Origin of the sequence: Halomonas sp. HP20-15 (assembly GCF_033446685.1) — a bacterium.
Classification (GTDB): Bacteria; Pseudomonadota; Gammaproteobacteria; order Pseudomonadales; family Halomonadaceae; genus Modicisalibacter.
The window spans coordinates 1-15,742 of sequence record NZ_JAWQLY010000011.1 but is presented as its reverse complement, the minus strand read 5'-3'; the positions used below and the strand labels follow the sequence as shown (position 1 = coordinate 15,742).

15 protein-coding genes are annotated in these 15,742 nt (G+C 63.9%); 11 read left to right on the top strand and 4 right to left on the bottom strand.

Annotated features, from left to right (window positions below; translation table 11 throughout):
• Nucleotides 1–266: 266 nt before the first annotated feature.
• From R6258_RS14385 to nanR, 11 genes are all read left to right on the top strand, one after another.
• A complete protein-coding gene (locus tag R6258_RS14385; protein WP_318451649.1) occupies nt 267–686 on the top strand; it encodes a TM2 domain-containing protein in 420 nt (139 codons plus the stop codon).
• Nucleotides 687–755: 69 nt separating this feature from the next.
• The gene (locus R6258_RS14380) at nt 756–1,337 is read left to right on the top strand and encodes an exopolysaccharide biosynthesis protein (RefSeq protein WP_318451644.1); all 582 of its coding nucleotides are present in this window, start codon (nt 756–758) and stop codon (nt 1,335–1,337) included.
• A gap of 42 nt (nt 1,338–1,379) precedes the next feature.
• Nucleotides 1,380–2,021, top strand: coding sequence for a LysE family translocator (locus tag R6258_RS14375; RefSeq protein WP_318451638.1), 642 nt, complete (start codon nt 1,380–1,382; stop codon nt 2,019–2,021).
• A gap of 168 nt (nt 2,022–2,189) precedes the next feature.
• Nucleotides 2,190–3,155, top strand: coding sequence for a YihY/virulence factor BrkB family protein (locus R6258_RS14370; RefSeq protein ID WP_318451632.1), 966 nt, complete (start codon nt 2,190–2,192; stop codon nt 3,153–3,155).
• A gap of 168 nt (nt 3,156–3,323) precedes the next feature.
• Nucleotides 3,324–4,088 carry an SDR family NAD(P)-dependent oxidoreductase gene (locus tag R6258_RS14365; protein WP_318451625.1) on the top strand — a complete coding sequence of 255 codons (765 nt, stop codon included), beginning with the start codon at nt 3,324–3,326 and terminating at the stop codon, nt 4,086–4,088.
• On the top strand, nt 4,085–5,092 hold the full coding sequence (gene pdxA, locus R6258_RS14360; protein WP_318451620.1) for a 4-hydroxythreonine-4-phosphate dehydrogenase PdxA: 1,008 nt from the start codon (nt 4,085–4,087) through the stop codon (nt 5,090–5,092). The genes R6258_RS14365 and pdxA overlap by 4 nt, the downstream gene beginning before the upstream one ends.
• Nucleotides 5,085–6,251: a four-carbon acid sugar kinase family protein gene (locus tag R6258_RS14355; RefSeq protein ID WP_318451618.1), complete on the top strand. Its 1,167-nt coding sequence runs from the start codon at nt 5,085–5,087 to the stop codon at nt 6,249–6,251. The genes pdxA and R6258_RS14355 overlap by 8 nt, the downstream gene beginning before the upstream one ends.
• 131 nt (nt 6,252–6,382) lie before the next feature.
• A complete protein-coding gene (locus R6258_RS14350; protein WP_318451612.1) occupies nt 6,383–7,381 on the top strand; it encodes a sialic acid TRAP transporter substrate-binding protein SiaP in 999 nt (332 codons plus the stop codon).
• A gap of 72 nt (nt 7,382–7,453) precedes the next feature.
• Nucleotides 7,454–7,996, top strand: a complete 543-nt coding sequence (locus R6258_RS14345; RefSeq protein WP_318451606.1) for a TRAP transporter small permease — start codon at nt 7,454–7,456, stop codon at nt 7,994–7,996.
• A gap of 22 nt (nt 7,997–8,018) precedes the next feature.
• Nucleotides 8,019–9,398 (top strand): TRAP transporter large permease, encoded by a 1,380-nt coding sequence (locus tag R6258_RS14340; protein ID WP_318451604.1) that lies wholly within the window; start codon nt 8,019–8,021, stop codon nt 9,396–9,398.
• A gap of 211 nt (nt 9,399–9,609) precedes the next feature.
• Nucleotides 9,610–10,332, top strand: coding sequence for a transcriptional regulator NanR (gene nanR, locus R6258_RS14335; protein ID WP_318451602.1), 723 nt, complete (start codon nt 9,610–9,612; stop codon nt 10,330–10,332).
• A gap of 81 nt (nt 10,333–10,413) precedes the next feature.
• Here nanR and R6258_RS14330 read toward each other — a convergent pair whose 3' ends face one another.
• The 4 genes from R6258_RS14330 to R6258_RS14315 all read right to left on the bottom strand — a co-directional run bounded on the left by R6258_RS14330 (nt 10,414) and on the right by R6258_RS14315 (nt 15,391).
• Nucleotides 10,414–12,057, bottom strand: coding sequence for an altronate dehydratase family protein (locus tag R6258_RS14330; RefSeq protein ID WP_318451600.1), 1,644 nt, complete (start codon nt 12,055–12,057; stop codon nt 10,414–10,416).
• Nucleotides 12,058–12,105: 48 nt separating this feature from the next.
• Entirely contained in the window at nt 12,106–12,951 is an 846-nt protein-coding gene (locus R6258_RS14325; RefSeq protein WP_318451593.1) for a fumarylacetoacetate hydrolase family protein, read from the bottom strand.
• 37 nt (nt 12,952–12,988) lie between these two features.
• Nucleotides 12,989–13,738 carry an SDR family oxidoreductase gene (locus R6258_RS14320; protein ID WP_318451587.1) on the bottom strand — a complete coding sequence of 250 codons (750 nt, stop codon included), beginning with the start codon at nt 13,736–13,738 and terminating at the stop codon, nt 12,989–12,991.
• Between the two features lie 225 nt (nt 13,739–13,963).
• The gene (locus tag R6258_RS14315) at nt 13,964–15,391 is read right to left on the bottom strand and encodes an FAD-binding oxidoreductase (protein WP_318451585.1); all 1,428 of its coding nucleotides are present in this window, start codon (nt 15,389–15,391) and stop codon (nt 13,964–13,966) included.
• Nucleotides 15,392–15,742 lie beyond the last annotated feature (351 nt).

The window sequence follows — 15,742 nt, the reverse complement described above, 5'->3', positions numbered from 1 at the left end:
GTTACGATGCCCGCATTCAGCACCATAGATGCTAATTTCGAGTGCGTCCAGACTCTCGGGATGCATGGCACGGGGCAAGCGTCAATGGTTTTTTCACGTGACCTGATCAGGCCCATGGAGAGCAATCCTGGCTGTCCGGCCGATCGCTCATGACAAGGTTGCGCGCTCCCGCGAGCGGACGATAACAAGCCTGCAGGCTCGCCCGAGACGCTCTCCGTTGGCTGCGCTGGCCCTGCTATTCTTAAGCTTTTTACAAGGAGAGAGGCGTGACACAACTGGCGTCCAGCAATACACACAGCAAGCTCGTGGGCTATCTACTGTGGATCTTCGGATTCACCGGGGCTCACCGCTTCTACTTTGGCAAGCCGGTTACCGGCACGATCTGGTTTTTTACCTTCGGGCTGCTGGGAATCGGCTGGCTTATCGACGTGTTCCTGATTCCGGCGATGGACCGTCAGGCGGACATGCGCTTTCATACCGGGCCGATCGACTACACGCTGGCCTGGGTCTTGCTGACTTTCCTGGGCGTGTTCGGCCTGCATCGCATGTACATGGGTAAATGGCTCACGGGCCTGCTCTACCTGTTCACGGGCGGGTTGTTCCTGATCGGCGTGCTCTACGATTTCTGGACCCTGAACGATCAGATATCGCTCAAGCATGCCCGGCGCGGCCTGTTCAGCCAATAACCACGATACCGGCCGGGACGGCTGGATGCCCTCGGTCAAGCGGCAAGAAATACAGCGAAGGAGACGCACATGGCCGAACGGATGGCATTGACGGGGCTGCTCGATCAGCTCGACGGAGCGGACAGCGGAGACAAGATTCATCTGCAGGATATCATCGATAACTTTGCATCGCGTGGTTTCGGCCCGTTGCTGGTATTGCCGGCGCTGATTGCCTTGCTGCCTACCGGTGCGATCCCCGGGGTACCCACACTGTGTGGACTATTCATCGCCACCGTGGCCAGTCAGTTGGTCCTTGGCAAGCGGACCCCCTGGCTGCCACGGCGCCTGCGGGAACGTGGCTTCAGCCATCAGCGCTTCCACCAGGCAGTCGCTCGTGTGCGCCCCTGGACGCAGCGTTTCGACAGGCTGCTCAAGCCGCGCCTGCAGGCTCTGACGAGCCCGTTGGTGCGGCGGCTGGTTGCAGCGCTCGCGGCCTTGTTGGCGTTATCCATGATTCCGCTGGAGTTGTTGCCTTTCGCCGCGGCGATACCGGCGCTGGCGATTGCTTTGCTGGGGCTGGGTCTGGCGGCGGATGATGGGCTGCTGATCGTGATCGGCCTTGCCGTGGTAGCGTTTGGTGCCTTCGCCATCTGGCGCTGGTTACTGCCGTAGACCTCGAGCGACCTTCCGTAAACGTATGCGAGACGAGCGACGATGCTGATTGATGCCCAGTTCCTGTCCTTCGTGGTGGCGATCACCCTATTGAGCATGACCCCGGGGGTGGACACCCTGCTGGTGATCCGCAATACCGCCCGCGGTGGAATGCGTGACGGCGTCATCACCAGCGTGGCCATCTGTTGCGGATTGTTCGTGCACGCCACGGTATCGGCGCTGGGTATCTCGCTGATCCTGCTGCAGTCGGCCTGGGCGTTCGGCCTGCTCAAGCTGGCGGGCGCCGCCTATCTGATCTGGCTGGGCGTGCAGAGCCTGCTCAGCATGCGCCGTGGCAATCCGCTTCCGGTGGCCGGGATGGATACGGCGCGTCGAGATGTGCCGATCCTGCTGCCAGTGCGCGAGGGCTTTCTTTCCAACGTCCTCAACCCCAAGACCGTGGTCTTCTACATGGCTTTCCTGCCGCAATTCATCGCGCCGAGCGATCCTGCGTTGCTCAAGTCGCTGTGGCTGGCTGGGGTGCATTTCGTGATCGCCAATCTCTGGCAGATCGCCATTGTCCTGATGGTCGGCCGGGCCGGAACCTGGTTGGCCAAGCGCTGGGTGTCGCGCGCCCTCGATGGCGTTACCGGCACGGTTCTGGTGGCGCTCGGCATCAAGCTGGCCTTGCAGCAGCGCCCCTGAATACGGTGGGCTCTGGCTCGGTCTCCCGGGTCCGGCTCGCAGGTCCACCGTTCAACGAGACCGCCTGTTGCGTGATAGCGGATTTTTAGTTTTTAGAGCATGTGGTGGGATGGGCCGCCGCCTACTCTAGTAGGACATGGACGTTTTTCAGCATGGAAGCAGACCGCTATGACAAATCGAGAGTCGACGACGTCACACGGGCGTCATGCCCATAAGCCCACGCATATTCCGCGCCACGGCTGGTTCGAGGTACTCAAGCGCGTCAAGGAGGATATCGGTCGCGATCATGTATCCCTGGTAGCCGCCGGGGTTGCGTTCTACAGCCTGCTGGCGCTGTTCCCGGCCATTGTCGCGGTGATATCCATCTGGGGCCTGCTGTTCGATCCGCAGCAGATTTCGCAGCAGATCTCGTCGGTCAGCCATCTCTTGCCGCAGCAGGCGGCCGGTATCATCCGCCAGCAGGCCCAGCAGGCCAGTGCGAGCAACAGTACCGGCATGGGACTGGCGGCGATCGGCGGGATCTTGCTGGCGGTCTACAGCGCCTCGCGCGGTATCAAGGGGCTCATGGACGGCTTGAACATCGTCTATGAAGAGCAAGAAAAGCGCGGCTTCATCAAGAAGACCGCCATCATCCTGGGGCTAACCCTGGGCGCGGTCGTCATGGCGGTCGTTACGCTCGGCGCCATCACGGCCATTCCTACGCTCGTCAAGCTGCTGGGCCTCGGCGGAATTATCGGTACGCTCATCAATCTGCTGCGCTGGCCGCTGTTGCTGGTCATGGTGATGGTGGCGCTGGCAATACTGTTTCGCTATGCGCCGGATCGCCGGAAGCCACGCTGGCAATGGGCGAGTGCCGGCTCGGTGGTGGCGGTCCCGTTGTGGCTGATCGGCTCCATCGGCTTTTCCATCTACGTGCGCAACTTCGCCAGCTACAACGAGACCTACGGTTCGCTGGGGGCCGTCGTGGTTCTGCTCATGTGGTTCTGGCTATCCGCGTTCATCGTGCTGATGGGGGCGGCCCTGAACAGCGAGCTCGAACGGCAGACCCGGCACGATACCACGGCCGGCGATGACCAGCCGGTCGGCGAGCGTGGGGCGGATGCCGCCGATAGCGTTGCCCGGGATGACCGTTGATCGGGGCTAGCTGAGCGGAAGGGCAATCAAGGGCGATTGCTAGGGCTATGCCCACTTATACAGCCAACTAACGATCGTCTCAATGATGCAGCAACAGAGGCCTACTATTGTCATGTTGTATGATAGGTATGCCAATAGCTATCGATCGTCACGACAAAGGGAAACATTATGTTCGATGAATTCCGGGGCAAACGGGTCCTGATCACCGGGGCGAGCCGGGGTATCGGCGCGGCGGTAGCCCGCAAGCTGGGCGAATGTGGGGCGCATGTCGCCGTCCACTACTACTCCAGCGAGGCGCCGGCGCGCGAGGTAGCCGGGGCGATCCGCGATGCCGGTGGTCAGGCATTCCTGGTCCAGGGCGACGTCAGCCAGTCGGCCAGGGCGGCCGAGGTGGTCGACGAAGCCGCCGCCGCCATGGGCGGGCTGGACGTGCTCATCAACAATGCCGGCGACATGCTCGGCCGCGTGAACCTCGAGGCCATGGATGACGGGCAGTACGACAAGGTCATGAATCTCAACGTGCGCTCGGTGATCATGGCCAGCCGCGCCGCACTACCGCACTTTCGTGAACAGGGCGCGGGCAATATCGTTCATACGAGTTCCATTGCCGCCCGCAATGGCGGGGGCCCCGGTGCCGGGTTGTACGCCTCGGCCAAAGGCTTCGTCAGTAACCTGACCCGCTCCATGGCCAAGGAACTGGCCGCGGACAATATCCGCGTCAATGCCGTGGCCCCGGGCACGATCGCCACCGACTTCCATCAGCGCCACTCCAACGATGCTCAGCTCGAGGCCGCCCGAGGCACGATTCCTCAGGGGCGCCTGGGCACCGCCGAGGATTGCGTGGGTGCCTACCTGTTCCTGATCAGCGATGCGCTCAGCGCCTATGTGACCGGTCAGGTCATCGAGGTCAACGGCGGGCAGTTGATGCCATGACGACCCAGGCCCCTTTTGCCATCGCCATTACCATGGGCGACCCGGCCGGCATCGGGCCGGAAATCATCTGTCGAGCCCTGGCCGGCATGGCAGCCGCAGACCGGGCGTCCACGTTACTGGTGGGCGATATCGCTACCTTCTCGCGTGCGGCACAGCTGATCGACGCCGACCTGGCATTCCAGTCGCTCGACGACACGCAAGCCACACCGTCCGGCCACGAAATTGCCGTGGCCCAGGTCGACAATGTCTTGGCTACGCCGATCCCCGATGGCGAGATCAGTGCGGCGGCGGGGGAGATGGCGTATCGCTGCGTCGAGCGGGCCGTAAAGCTGGTCCAGGCCGGGCGCGCCGGTGTGATCGTCACCGCACCGCTCAACAAGGCGGCCCTGCATGCCGCCGAGCGCTACTACGACGGCCATACCGGCATGCTGGCGTCGCTGACCGGGGCGCCGGCGTCGTTCATGCTGCTGGCCTCGGAAACGCTGTCGACGATCCACGTCTCGACCCACGTGTCGCTGAAGGAGGCAATTCAGCGGGTCACGGTCGAGCGCATCGAGGGCACCGCCAAGGCGGGGCACGAGCATCTTCGCCAACTGGGGCTGGCCACGCCGCGCATCGCCGTGGCCGGTCTCAATCCTCACTGCGGTGAAGGCGGGATCTTCGGCGACGAGGATGAGCGCATCATTCGTCCGGCCGTCGAGGCGTTGCAGCGGGCGGGCTACGAGGTGCAGGGGCCGATTTCCGCCGACACGGTGTTCTACCGCGCCAGCCGCGGCGAGTTCGACCTGGTGGTGGCCCAGTACCATGACCAGGGCCATATTCCAGTCAAGCTGATCGCCTTCGATACCACCGTCAACGTCAGCCTGGGCCTGCCCATCAGGCGTACCTCGGTGGATCACGGCACGGCCTTCGACATCGCCTGGCAGGGCAAGGCGGATGCCGTCAACATGAACGCGGCCATCGCCTATGCGTGGCAATTGGCAAGAAGCGTGCCCCTTGGCTGAGCTGGCCGTGGCGATCGTCGCCGACGACCTGACCGGGGCGATGGATGCGGCGGCGCCGTTCGCTCGACGTGGAGCCCGGACCGGGGTTGTCATCGCGCCGGAGCATCTTGCCGAGGTCATCGGTCGGGATGATCTTCCCGAGGTCCTGGCGATCAATACCGAGTCACGTCACTTATCGGCCAGCGAGGCAGCCGCGCGCGTGGCGGAAGCCTGCGGGGCGCTACTCCCGTTGGCACCCCGGGTACTCTTCAAGAAGATCGACTCGACGCTGCGCGGCAATGTCGTTGCGGAATGCCTGGCTGCGCGCCGCAGCAGCCAGCGAGGCCTGTTGATTTCACCGGCGGTGCCGGCCCAGGGTCGCACGCTGCATGATGGCCAGGTCTTCGTGCATGGCGCGCCGCTGGCGGCAACGGATTATGGACGCGATGCGCGCTCGGTGCCGCCCGTCGAGCCGCTACCAACCCTGTTCGCCCGGCAGGGGCTGGTCATTCCGGTCATCCCGGCAGGGGAGATGCCGAACGAGACCGATGTCATCGTCGATGCATTGAACGAGGCCGACCTGCGCGTCCTGGCCCGGCGGATGCTCGCGACCCCGGGGCGTTGGCTGGTTGTCGGTGCGGCGGGGCTGAGCGAAGCATTGGCCGTTGAGAGTTGCCCGTCGCCATCAGGGCCAGTGCCCCCTGCGCCGCCGTTGGACAACGTGCTGATCGCTGTCGGATCGCGCTGCGACCAGGCACGCCGGCAGGTAGCCTGCCTGTGTGAGGCCGTCCCATCCTTGCCGATCATCCATGCGATGGAGAAAAGCGGTGCGGCCCAACCCGCGGCGGCACGGCAGAAGCTGGTCCTCCCGGGGAGTCAGTCTTCCCCAGGCTACACCTCGGAGCAGGTCGCCCAAGGCATGGCCCGCTGCGTGGAAGGCCTTCTGGATACCCAGCCAGGGCAAGCGCCCTTGCTGTTTCTCACCGGTGGCGATACGGCTATGGCCGTGCTGGCACGGCTGGGTGTCCGGCAGGTCGAACTGGCCGGCGAATGGGCCTCCGGCGTGGCGTGGGGCTGGCTGGACGGCGATCGTCAGCGGCCGATCATGACCAAGGCGGGCGGCTTCGGCGACGATGCGCTGCTCATGCGCCTCGGCCAGGCATCTACGACCAGAGGATAATAGAATCGGCATTGCACGCCGGTCGCGTGGTGGCTAGTTTTCCTTATGATGGTATGACACGTATACATTTGGCACCAATCACCCGCCAAGGCAGGACGATACTTGTCCTGAATCGGGAAGGAGAACAACAAATGGGTTACAAGCGCGCCAGCACTACTAAATTCAATCGCTGGATCTCGACCGCCGTGCTGTTGGCCGGGGTCAGTGTCGCCGGAATGGCCAGTGCCGAGACGCTTAGTTTCGCGCACGTCTACGAGACCTCCGAGCCCTACCACAAGTGGGCCCTATGGGCCGCCGACGAAATCGAGAAGCGCACCGACGGTCGTTATACCGTTGAGGTACATCCCGCCTCGTCACTGGGCAAGGAAGCGGATATCAACGAAGGTCTGTCGCTGGGCACCATCGACTTGATCTATACCGGTAACCAGTTTGCTGGACGCTCTTATGGGCCTATCGGCATCGCCGGGGCGCCCTATATGTTCCGCGACTTCGAGCACTGGAAGGCCTACGCCAACAGCGACCTGTTCAAGGAGATCGCCCAGGGCTATCAGGACGCCACCGGCAACGTACCGCTGGCGCTGAACTACTACGGCAAGCGCCATACCACTTCCAACAAGCCGATCAATAAGCCCGCGGACATGAAAGGCCTCAAGATCCGTGTGCCCAATGCGCCCATGTACATGATGTTCCCTGAGGCGGTCGGTGCCAATCCGACGCCCATTGCCTTCTCCGAAGTCTACTTGGCGCTGCAGCAGGGGGTGGTGGATGCTCAGGAGAACCCGTTGCCAACCATCCAAGCCAAGAAGTTCTATGAGGTGCAGGATTACATCAACCTCACCGGACACATTACCGACTCGCTGATCACCATTGCCGGCGGTCCGTTATGGAACCGGCTTTCCGACGAGGACAAACAGATTTTCCGTGACGTCTACACGGAGGCCGGACAGAAGATCACCGATGATGTTGTCCAATCCGAGAAGGACCTGGTGGCCTGGTTCGAGGATCAGGGCGTGACCGTCAACGAGGTCGATACCCAGCCATTCCGCGAAGCGGTCATTCCCTATCACAATGGCGAAGCCGCGACTTGGGACAAGGAAACCTACGACCGCCTGCAGGCGCTCGGCCAGTAAACGGCTTTACGGCAATTGAACCACAACCCGTTGCCCCCACCCGGCCGTTGCGGGTGGGGCCTGGAGCCGACAATGACGGAAGAACGCCTGCCCCGCGAGGAAAAACTGCTCAGCGCCATAGAAGAGGAGGAGTTCGACCCGCGCAATTACCGCTTCGAGGACTACGTCACGCTGGGCGTCTTCTGGCTGCTGGCGCTGGATGTCTTCCTGCAGTTCTTCAGCCGTTACGTACTGGGCGATTCGATTGCCTGGACCGAGGAGATGGCTCGTTACCTGTTGATCCTGGTCTGCTTCCTCGGCGGTTCGATGGCCGTGCGCAGAAATTCGCACATCATGGTCGAGTTCTTCTACCGCTACATGCCGCTGGCCATGGGACGCCTGCTGTCGACGCTGGTCGATATCGCCCGCGCCGCCTTCTTTGCCGCCGCCGCCTGGATCACCTATGGGCTCGCCAGCCGCACCCACTCGATGATGGTCTCGGTGGATATCCCTAAGCGCTATCTCTATTACGTGGTGATGATCGGATTTCTGCTGATGCTGTTCCGCGCCGTTCTGGTGGCGATCCGCCATTGGCGCGAAGGTACCAGTGAGCTGTTGGCCTCGGACGACGATTGATAACAAGACTGGAGTGTCCGCCATGCCCAAAACCCTGACCCAGCGCCACGGGCGGTCGCTCGTGGCGCCGATTCTCGCCGCCTTGGCCGTGCTCTTCTGTATCGTCCTGGCCGTGCAGGGCCACTATGTATCGTTCCTGTTCGCTTCGCTGTTCACCATGCTGGTCATGGGGCTTCCCATCGCCATCTGTCTGGCCGGGTCGTGTCTGATTTACGTCTATCTCAGCGGGCAGGTGCCGGATATCGTCGTCGCCCACCGCATGATCAACGGCGTGGACAGCTTCCCGCTGCTGGCGATTCCGTTTTTCATCCTGGCCGGCAACCTGATGAATAATGGCGGTATCACCCAGCGCATCTTCGACTTCGCCCTGGCCCTGATGGGCTGGATGCGCGGTGGCCTGGGTCATGTCAATGTCGGGGCGAGCATCGTCTTTGCCGGCATGTCCGGTGCGGCGGTGGCCGATGCCGGTGGGCTGGGGACCATCGAGATCAAGGCCATGCGCGACGCCGGCTACGATGAGGAATTCGCGGTCGGAATCACCGCCGCCTCGTCGACCATCGGGCCGATCATCCCGCCCAGCCTGCCCATGGTCATCTACGGTGTGATGGCCGGCGCCTCGGTGGGACAGCTGTTCGTGGCGGGGCTGGTCCCGGGGCTGCTGATGGGCGTCGTGCTGATGATCATGATCGCCATCCTGGCGCGCCGGCGCGGTTACAAGCGTGACGCTGCGTTCGCCCTCAAGACGCTGCGCGTGACCTTTGCCCGGGCGTTTCTGTCGCTGCTGACTCCGGTGATCATCGTCGGCGGCATCATCAGTGGCATGTTCACCCCGACCGAAGCGGCGATTGCCGCCGTGATCTACGCCCTGTTCCTGGGTATGGTGGTCTATCGCATTTTGACCTGGCGTCGGCTGGTGCAGGTCAGCATGGAAACCATCGAGACCACCGCGATCATCCTGCTGATCGTCGCCGGGGCATCGATCTTCGCCTGGATCCTGACCAGCAACCAGGTCACCGAACAGGTCATGGGGCTGTTCGGGCCGTTCGCCGACAACCCCTTCATGGTGCTGCTGCTCATCAACCTGGTGCTGATCGTGGTGGGCTGCTTCATGGAGACCATCGCGGCGATCACCATCCTGGTCCCGGTATTGTTGCCGGTAGCGGTGAATGCCGGGGTCGATCCGGTTCACTTCGGGGTGATCATGGTGCTCAACCTGATGATCGGCCTGCTGACACCACCCGTGGGCATGGTGATCTACGTGCTGTCGCGGGTTTCGCACATTCCCTTCGAGCGCTGCATGCGTGGAACGCTGCCGTTTCTGGTTCCATTGTTCATTGCGCTGTTGCTGATCACCTTCATTCCGGCGCTGTCCATGTGGTTGCCGGCGCTGATCTATCGCTAGGAGACTCATCTGCTTGCCGACGCGCGGGCCGGCCTGCACCGGGTCAAGCGGTACCGGGCCATCAGGCACGCCGCGAATCGGTCAATCTGGCGGCCTATCAGCAACTGGCGGAGGAGTTGAGGCTGTCACCGCGACGCTGTTGTAGGGCGGGGCCCTCCGGCATGCAGTACCATAGGGGCGGCAGACACGGTTAGGCGAGGAGTCGCAGCGAATGACGAGATACAAGGTGGAGCGCAAGACGCTCTCCGAACAGGTAGCCGAGCAGCTCGAGAGGGATATTCTCGAAGGGCGTCTCAAGGAGGACGACCAGCTGCCCGCCGAGCGCGAGCTGATGGAACAGTTCGGCGTGGGGCGACCGGCGGTTCGTGAGGCGCTGTTCTACCTGCAGAGGCTGGGTCTGATCGCCATCAATAGCGGCACCCGGGCGCGCGTCATCCGACCTACCGCCGAAGCCGTCATGGCTCGGTTGTCAGGGGTGACACGCCAGCTTCTGGCCAAGTCGGAAGGGCAGCAGTATTTCCAGGAAGCCCGGGCCATGTTCGAAATCTCGCTGGTTCGCTACGCCGCGATACATGCCTCGGCAGAGGACGTCGACAGCCTGCGTCAGGCGATCGACGAGAATCGTGCGGCACTGGGTGACGAGGCGCGTTTCAAGCGCAGCGACAACGACTTTCACGGCGTGCTGGCGTCCATCGCCCGCAACCCGATCTTCAATGCCGTGCACGAGGCGCTCTCGGAGTGGCTCGACGATCGGCGCGCCCAGGTCCTGCAGCGTGACGGCGAGGACCATGCCGCGCTTCAGGCGCATACCGAGATCGTCGAGGCCATCGCCTCGGGCGATCCGGATGCCGCCGAGGCGGCGATGCGCCGGCATCTCGATCGCCACTACGGAACCTACCGCCAGCTCAAGGAGCGGCTGTCGGACTCGGAGTAGGCAGGGGTAGATACCGAGAGAGGGTGCCTGGACGCCCTCTCTTTTGTTTCGCCGCGATTTTATTGCGCCGCAGTGAAAATGTTACAGCGAGACCCCACGTTTCCAGGGGATGAAGTCGTATTGTGCCAGCTGTACGGCCTTGGATAGATAGCGCCCCGAGGCGGTATCGATGCACAGCTGCAGCAGTTCCTCGGCCAGCTCGGCGATCTGCGCCTCGCCACGGATGACCGGTCCGGCGTCGAAGTCGATGATGTCAGAAAGGCGCTGGGCCATCTCGCTGTTGCTGGAGACTTTCAGCACCGGCGCGATGGGGTTGCCGGTGGGGGTGCCGAGGCCGGTGGTGAAGATCACCAGATTGGCGCCGGAACCGACCAGCGCGGTGGTGGACTCCACATCGTTGCCCGGCGTGCACAACAGGCTCAAGCCCTTGCGGGTGGCGGGCTCGGTGTAGTCGAGCACGTCGACCACCGGACTGTCGCCGCCTTTCTTGGCCGCCCCGGCGGACTTCATGGCGTCGGTGATCAGGCCATCGCGGATGTTGCCGGGAGAGGGGTTCATGGAAAAATGGGCCCCGACGGCGGCGGCGTGTGCCTGGTAGGCATCCATCAGCGTGCGAAAGCGCGCGGCGGCCCGATCGTCGACGCAGCGCGCGATCAGCTCATGTTCCACGCCGCACAACTCGGGAAACTCGCTGAGGATGCCGCTGCCACCCAGTGCCACCAGGCGGTCGATGACGGCGCCCACCGTCGGATTGGCGGACAGGCCCGAGAAGCCATCGGAACCCCCGCACTCCACGCCGATGGTCAGTTCCGCCAGCGGCGCCGGCTGGCGCGTGACCCGGTTGGCTTCCTTCAGGCCATCGAAAATGGTGGTCAGCGCCTCGCGGATCAGGGTGTCCTCGCTGCGCGAGGCCTGCTGCTCGAAATAATGCACCGGCCGCAGGCCTTCGGGATCGCGCTCGGTCATGGCCTGCTTGAGCATGTCGATCTGCGCCTTCTGGCAACCCAGGCTGAGCACCGTGGCGCCGGCCACGTTGGGATGGCAGATGTAGCCGGCCAGTAGCCGGCACAGCGCCAGGGCGTCGTCGTCGGTACCGCCGCAGCCCAGCGTGTGGGTCAGAAAACGCACGCCGTCGACGTTGGGAAACGGGCGCTCGCCATGGTCGGTCTCGGCAGGGGCGCCAGCGACTTGGCCATGCAGCATTTCGCGCGCCATGCGTTTGTAGTCGCGGTAGGGGTCCTCACCGAGCGCGTCGGCGACGCACTGGCGCAGTACCTCGATGTTGCGGTTCTCGCAGAAGACCAGCGGCACCACGACCCATACGTTGGCGGTGCCGACCCGGCCGTCGGGGCGGTGGTAGCCCTGGAAGGTGACGCCCTGAAAGCGGCTGACGTCCGGCGCATCCCAGTGTTTGCGGCGTGCCTGGGCGTGGTCGCTGTCGGTGGAATGCTCGACGTTGCCGGTGGTGATCGCCCCGCCTTCGGCGATGGGGTGGGTGACCCGGCCGACGGTGACGCCGTACATGATCACCAGATCGCCCGCGGCCAGTGGATGCAGGGCGAACTTATGCTTGTGGCGGATGGCTTCGGCCAGCCGCAGGGTGCGTCCGCTGTCCTCGATCTCGGTTCCGACGGGCAGATCCTTGAGGGCGACATGGACGTTGTCGGCGGCATGCACGCGCAGGCTGGGGCGCTGGAAAGTGTCGCTGGCGATGGTCTGGCTCATGTTGGCTCCCTGCTGGCCCGCCGAGGCGAAGGACAGGCCGGCTCTGGTTCAGTCGTCGGCGACGACGCGCTGACATTGCTCGCCGAGGCCGTCGATGCCCAGGCGCATCTGCTGGCCCGGCTTGAGGTAGACGGGCGGTTGCTGGCCCATGCCCACCCCGGGGGGCGTGCCGGTGGAGATCACGTCGCCGGGCTGCAGGCTCATGAAGCGGCTCAGGTAGCTGATCAGGAAAGGGACCTGATAGACCATGGTGCGCGTGGTGCCATCCTGGTAGCGCGTGCCGTCGACCTCGAGCCACATGGCGAGATCGTGCGGATCGGCGATCTCGTCGGGCGTCACCAGCCAGGGGCCCAGCGGACCGAAGGTGTCGCAGCCCTTGCCCTTGTCCCAGCTGCCGCAGCGCTCGAGCTGGTATTCACGCTCCGAGACGTCGTTGACCACGCAGAAACCGGCCACGTGGTCCATGGCATCGGCCTCGTCGATGTAGCGTCCGGCCCTGCCGATGACCACGCCGAGCTCGACTTCCCAATCGGTCTTCTGCGAGCCGCGGGGGATTCTCACGTCATCCTCGGGGCCGCAGATCGCACTGGTCCACTTGTTGAAGACTACCGGCTCGCTGGGCACCTCGGCGCCGGTCTCCGCGGCGTGATCGGAGTAGTTGAGACCGATGCAGATGAACTTGCCGACCCGTCCCACGCAGGGCCCGATCCGGATGTCCGCGTCGATGGCATGCAACGTGGCGGGGTCGATCCGGGCCACGGCCCGCAGCCGGTCGGCATCGAGATGGGAGCCGGCAATGTCCTCGACGTGGCCCGAGAGGTCACGGATGATCCCGTCCCTGTCGAGCAGGGCGGGCTTCTCCTGGCCCGGCGGGCCGACGCGCAGCAACTTCATGAGCAAGATCCTCTTCTGGTTGGGTGGTGGGGCCGCGTCAGTTCAGCCAGCCGCCATCGATGATATTGAATGTACCGGTGGTATAGGCCGATTCATCGCAGGCCAGGTAGGTGGCCAACGCGGCGATCTCCTCCGATTTGCCTAGTCGACCCATCGGCTGGCGTGCGACGAACTCGCGGTAGACGTCGTCCTCGGCGCGCCCTTGGCGGCCGGCCTGGTCGGCGATGCGCTCCATCAGTGATGGTGAGGCGACCGTGCCCGGGCAGATCGCGTTGCAGCGTATTCCTCGGTCCAGATAGTCCGCCGCCACCGACTTGGTCAGCCCGAGAACGGCGGCCTTGGTCGTGCCATAGGCGAAGCGGTTGGGCACGCCCTTCAGGCTCGAGGCCACCGACGCCATGTTGACGATACTGCCGCCGCCCTGGTCGAGCATGCCGGGCAGGAACGCGCGGACCATGCGATACATGGCCGTCACGTTGAGCGCCAGGGAGAACTCCCAGTCCGCCTCGTCGCATTCCAGCAACGAGCCGTTGGCGACATGACCGGCACAGTTGAAGAGCACGTCCACGGCAGGCAGTTCCTCGGCCAGGGCCTGGATGGCCGCCGCGTCGAGCACGTCTAGGCGGCGCGTCTCGATGCCGGGCAAGCGAGCGAGAGCCTGCAGCTTGGCGGCGTCGATGTCCGTGGCGATGACTCGGGCGCCTTCGGTGGCAAAGCGCAGGGCCGTGGCATGGCCGATGCCTTGGCCGGCTGCCGTGACCAATGCAGTCTTGTCTCGAAGTCGCATGGTGGCCTCGTGGTGGCATCATTATTGTATGACAGGATGATAGCATGGCTGTCATTTCCAGTATGATCCACTCGCTAACGACTTGCCACTCGCTGATGACGTGGGGGAATTGGCTTCGTCCAGGCCGTGGCAAGGGGCGAAGAGACGGCTTTATCGCGAGTGGGTGCGTACGGCGCCTGCATCACGCCCAGAAGCAGAGAGGGAACGACGACTTGTCCGCTCATCTCAGGCTCGTCGAGGCAGGATGCGTCCTGCATTCATGAGCTCGTCGGGATCGACAAGCCGCTTGATGCCCTCGAGAAGCTCACGCTCCACGGGCGCCAAACCTGCTAGGTAGGGTGTCTGCTTGATGCGGCCGATGCCATGCTCAGCGCTGATGCTGCCGTGATATTCGTCGACCAGCGCAAACAGTGTCGACTCCAGTTCGTGAAGCAATGCCTTCTTGGCAGCGAGTTCAAGCTCGGCCGGCGGCAGCAGGTTGAAGTGCAGATTGCCATCGCCGATATGCCCGTAGGCTATCACCGTGGTCTTCGGCGAGTGCTGCGCCACCGCTTGGCTGGCCACGTCAAAGAAGTCGCTAAGCGCGGAGATCGGCAGTGCGATGTCAGTACGTAGGTGTTCGCCACGTTGTTGCTGGCCCTCGACCATGCGCTCGCGGATCTGCCACAGGCGCTCGGCCTGGACGCCGCTGCCCGCCAGAACGCCGTCGAGGATTTGCCCGGCCTGCATGCCATCCTCGAAGAGTTGCCCGATCATGGCGTCGAGATCGACTGGACCGCTGGCGGCGACCTCCAACAGCACGTAGACGGGGTATGCCGTGTCCAGCGGGTCAGGCAGGTCGGGGTCGGCCTCGAAGGCGAGCTCTAGGCAGGCGCGCGGGATCAGCTCGAAGGCGCTGAGCAGGTCACAGCAACTGCGTCTTGCCTGGCCGTAGAGCGCCAGCGCGGCGGGGACGTCGGGCACCGCAATCAGCGCCGTACGCGTCGCCTGCGGTCGGGGCGTCAGTTTGAGCACCGCCCCGGTGACGATGCCCAGAGTGCCCTCGGCGCCGATGAACAGCTGCTTGAGGTCGTAGCCGCGGTTGTCCTTGTGCAGCGCATGCATGGCGTTCCATACCCGCCCGTCGGGCAGCACCACCTCCAGGCCCAGCACCAGATGACGCATCATCCCATGGCGCAGTACGTTGATCCCGCCGGCGTTGGTGGCGATGTTGCCGCCGATCTGGCAACTGCCCTGGGCGCCGAGGCTGAGCGGGAAATCGCAGTCATACTCGGCGGCGGCGTCTTTGACCGCTTGCAGCACGCAGCCGGCATCGACGCTGATCGTGAAGTTGAGTGGATCGATCGCCCGGATCCGGCTAAGACGCTCCAGGCTGATTACCAATTCGGGGCGCTCGGCGTCGGGCTGGGCGCCGCCAACCAGACCGGTGTGGCCACCCTGGACGACCATCGGGACACCTTGGTCATGGCAGTAGGTGACGATCGTGGCCACCTCATCGGTGGTTCGCGGCCTTGCGACGAGCAGGGGATCACCGCGGCGGTCTCCGGCCCAGTCAGTGGTATAGCGGGAGTATCCCGCTGGGTCGTCGATGACTCCGCTGGTTCCCAATAAGTCGCTCAGAAAGTGATGTAGCTTGGCAGTGTCGACGGGCATCGTAGTGTCTCGTTTTTCTCATCGGTCCCCGAGCACGCGTGACCTCGGGAACTCGATAGCGGCCCCGGTCGATGCCTACCGGATCGACGAAGTGTTCGTTGAGGTGATCGAGGTACTCGAGCAGACAACCCTCCAGTGAGCCGGAGACCAGGCTTGCTGACAAGATAGGTCCGGTCATCCGGGATTGCGATCCAATCGGCTGCGGGGTAGGGGAGAACTGGCAAAGCGAAGGGACGGCCGTGGCCGTCCCGTTGGGTAGGCGTTCGTGCGGGGCTCAGCCCTCGCGCTGGCCGTCGACCAGGCGCTTGAGGTTGAGCGGGTTGGCCTCCTTGAGCGGCTCCGGACGCAGCG

Bases quoted from the DNA above. Each gene is read 5' to 3' on its own strand.
- R6258_RS14345 (WP_318451606.1), top strand. From the start codon at position 7,454: ATGACGGAAGAACGCCTGCCCCGCGAGGAAAAACTGCTCAGCGCCATA.
- R6258_RS14320 (WP_318451587.1), bottom strand. From the start codon at position 13,738: ATGCGACTTCGAGACAAGACTGCATTGGTCACGGCAGCCGGCCAAGGC.
- pdxA (WP_318451620.1), top strand. From the start codon at position 4,085: ATGACGACCCAGGCCCCTTTTGCCATCGCCATTACCATGGGCGACCCG.
- R6258_RS14370 (WP_318451632.1), top strand. From the start codon at position 2,190: ATGACAAATCGAGAGTCGACGACGTCACACGGGCGTCATGCCCATAAG.
- R6258_RS14350 (WP_318451612.1), top strand. From the start codon at position 6,383: ATGGGTTACAAGCGCGCCAGCACTACTAAATTCAATCGCTGGATCTCG.
- R6258_RS14380 (WP_318451644.1), top strand. From the start codon at position 756: ATGGCCGAACGGATGGCATTGACGGGGCTGCTCGATCAGCTCGACGGA.
- R6258_RS14340 (WP_318451604.1), top strand. From the start codon at position 8,019: ATGCCCAAAACCCTGACCCAGCGCCACGGGCGGTCGCTCGTGGCGCCG.
- R6258_RS14365 (WP_318451625.1), top strand. From the start codon at position 3,324: ATGTTCGATGAATTCCGGGGCAAACGGGTCCTGATCACCGGGGCGAGC.
- R6258_RS14330 (WP_318451600.1), bottom strand. From the start codon at position 12,057: ATGAGCCAGACCATCGCCAGCGACACTTTCCAGCGCCCCAGCCTGCGC.
- nanR (WP_318451602.1), top strand. From the start codon at position 9,610: ATGACGAGATACAAGGTGGAGCGCAAGACGCTCTCCGAACAGGTAGCC.
- R6258_RS14315 (WP_318451585.1), bottom strand. From the start codon at position 15,391: ATGCCCGTCGACACTGCCAAGCTACATCACTTTCTGAGCGACTTATTG.
- R6258_RS14375 (WP_318451638.1), top strand. From the start codon at position 1,380: ATGCTGATTGATGCCCAGTTCCTGTCCTTCGTGGTGGCGATCACCCTA.
- R6258_RS14325 (WP_318451593.1), bottom strand. From the start codon at position 12,951: ATGAAGTTGCTGCGCGTCGGCCCGCCGGGCCAGGAGAAGCCCGCCCTG.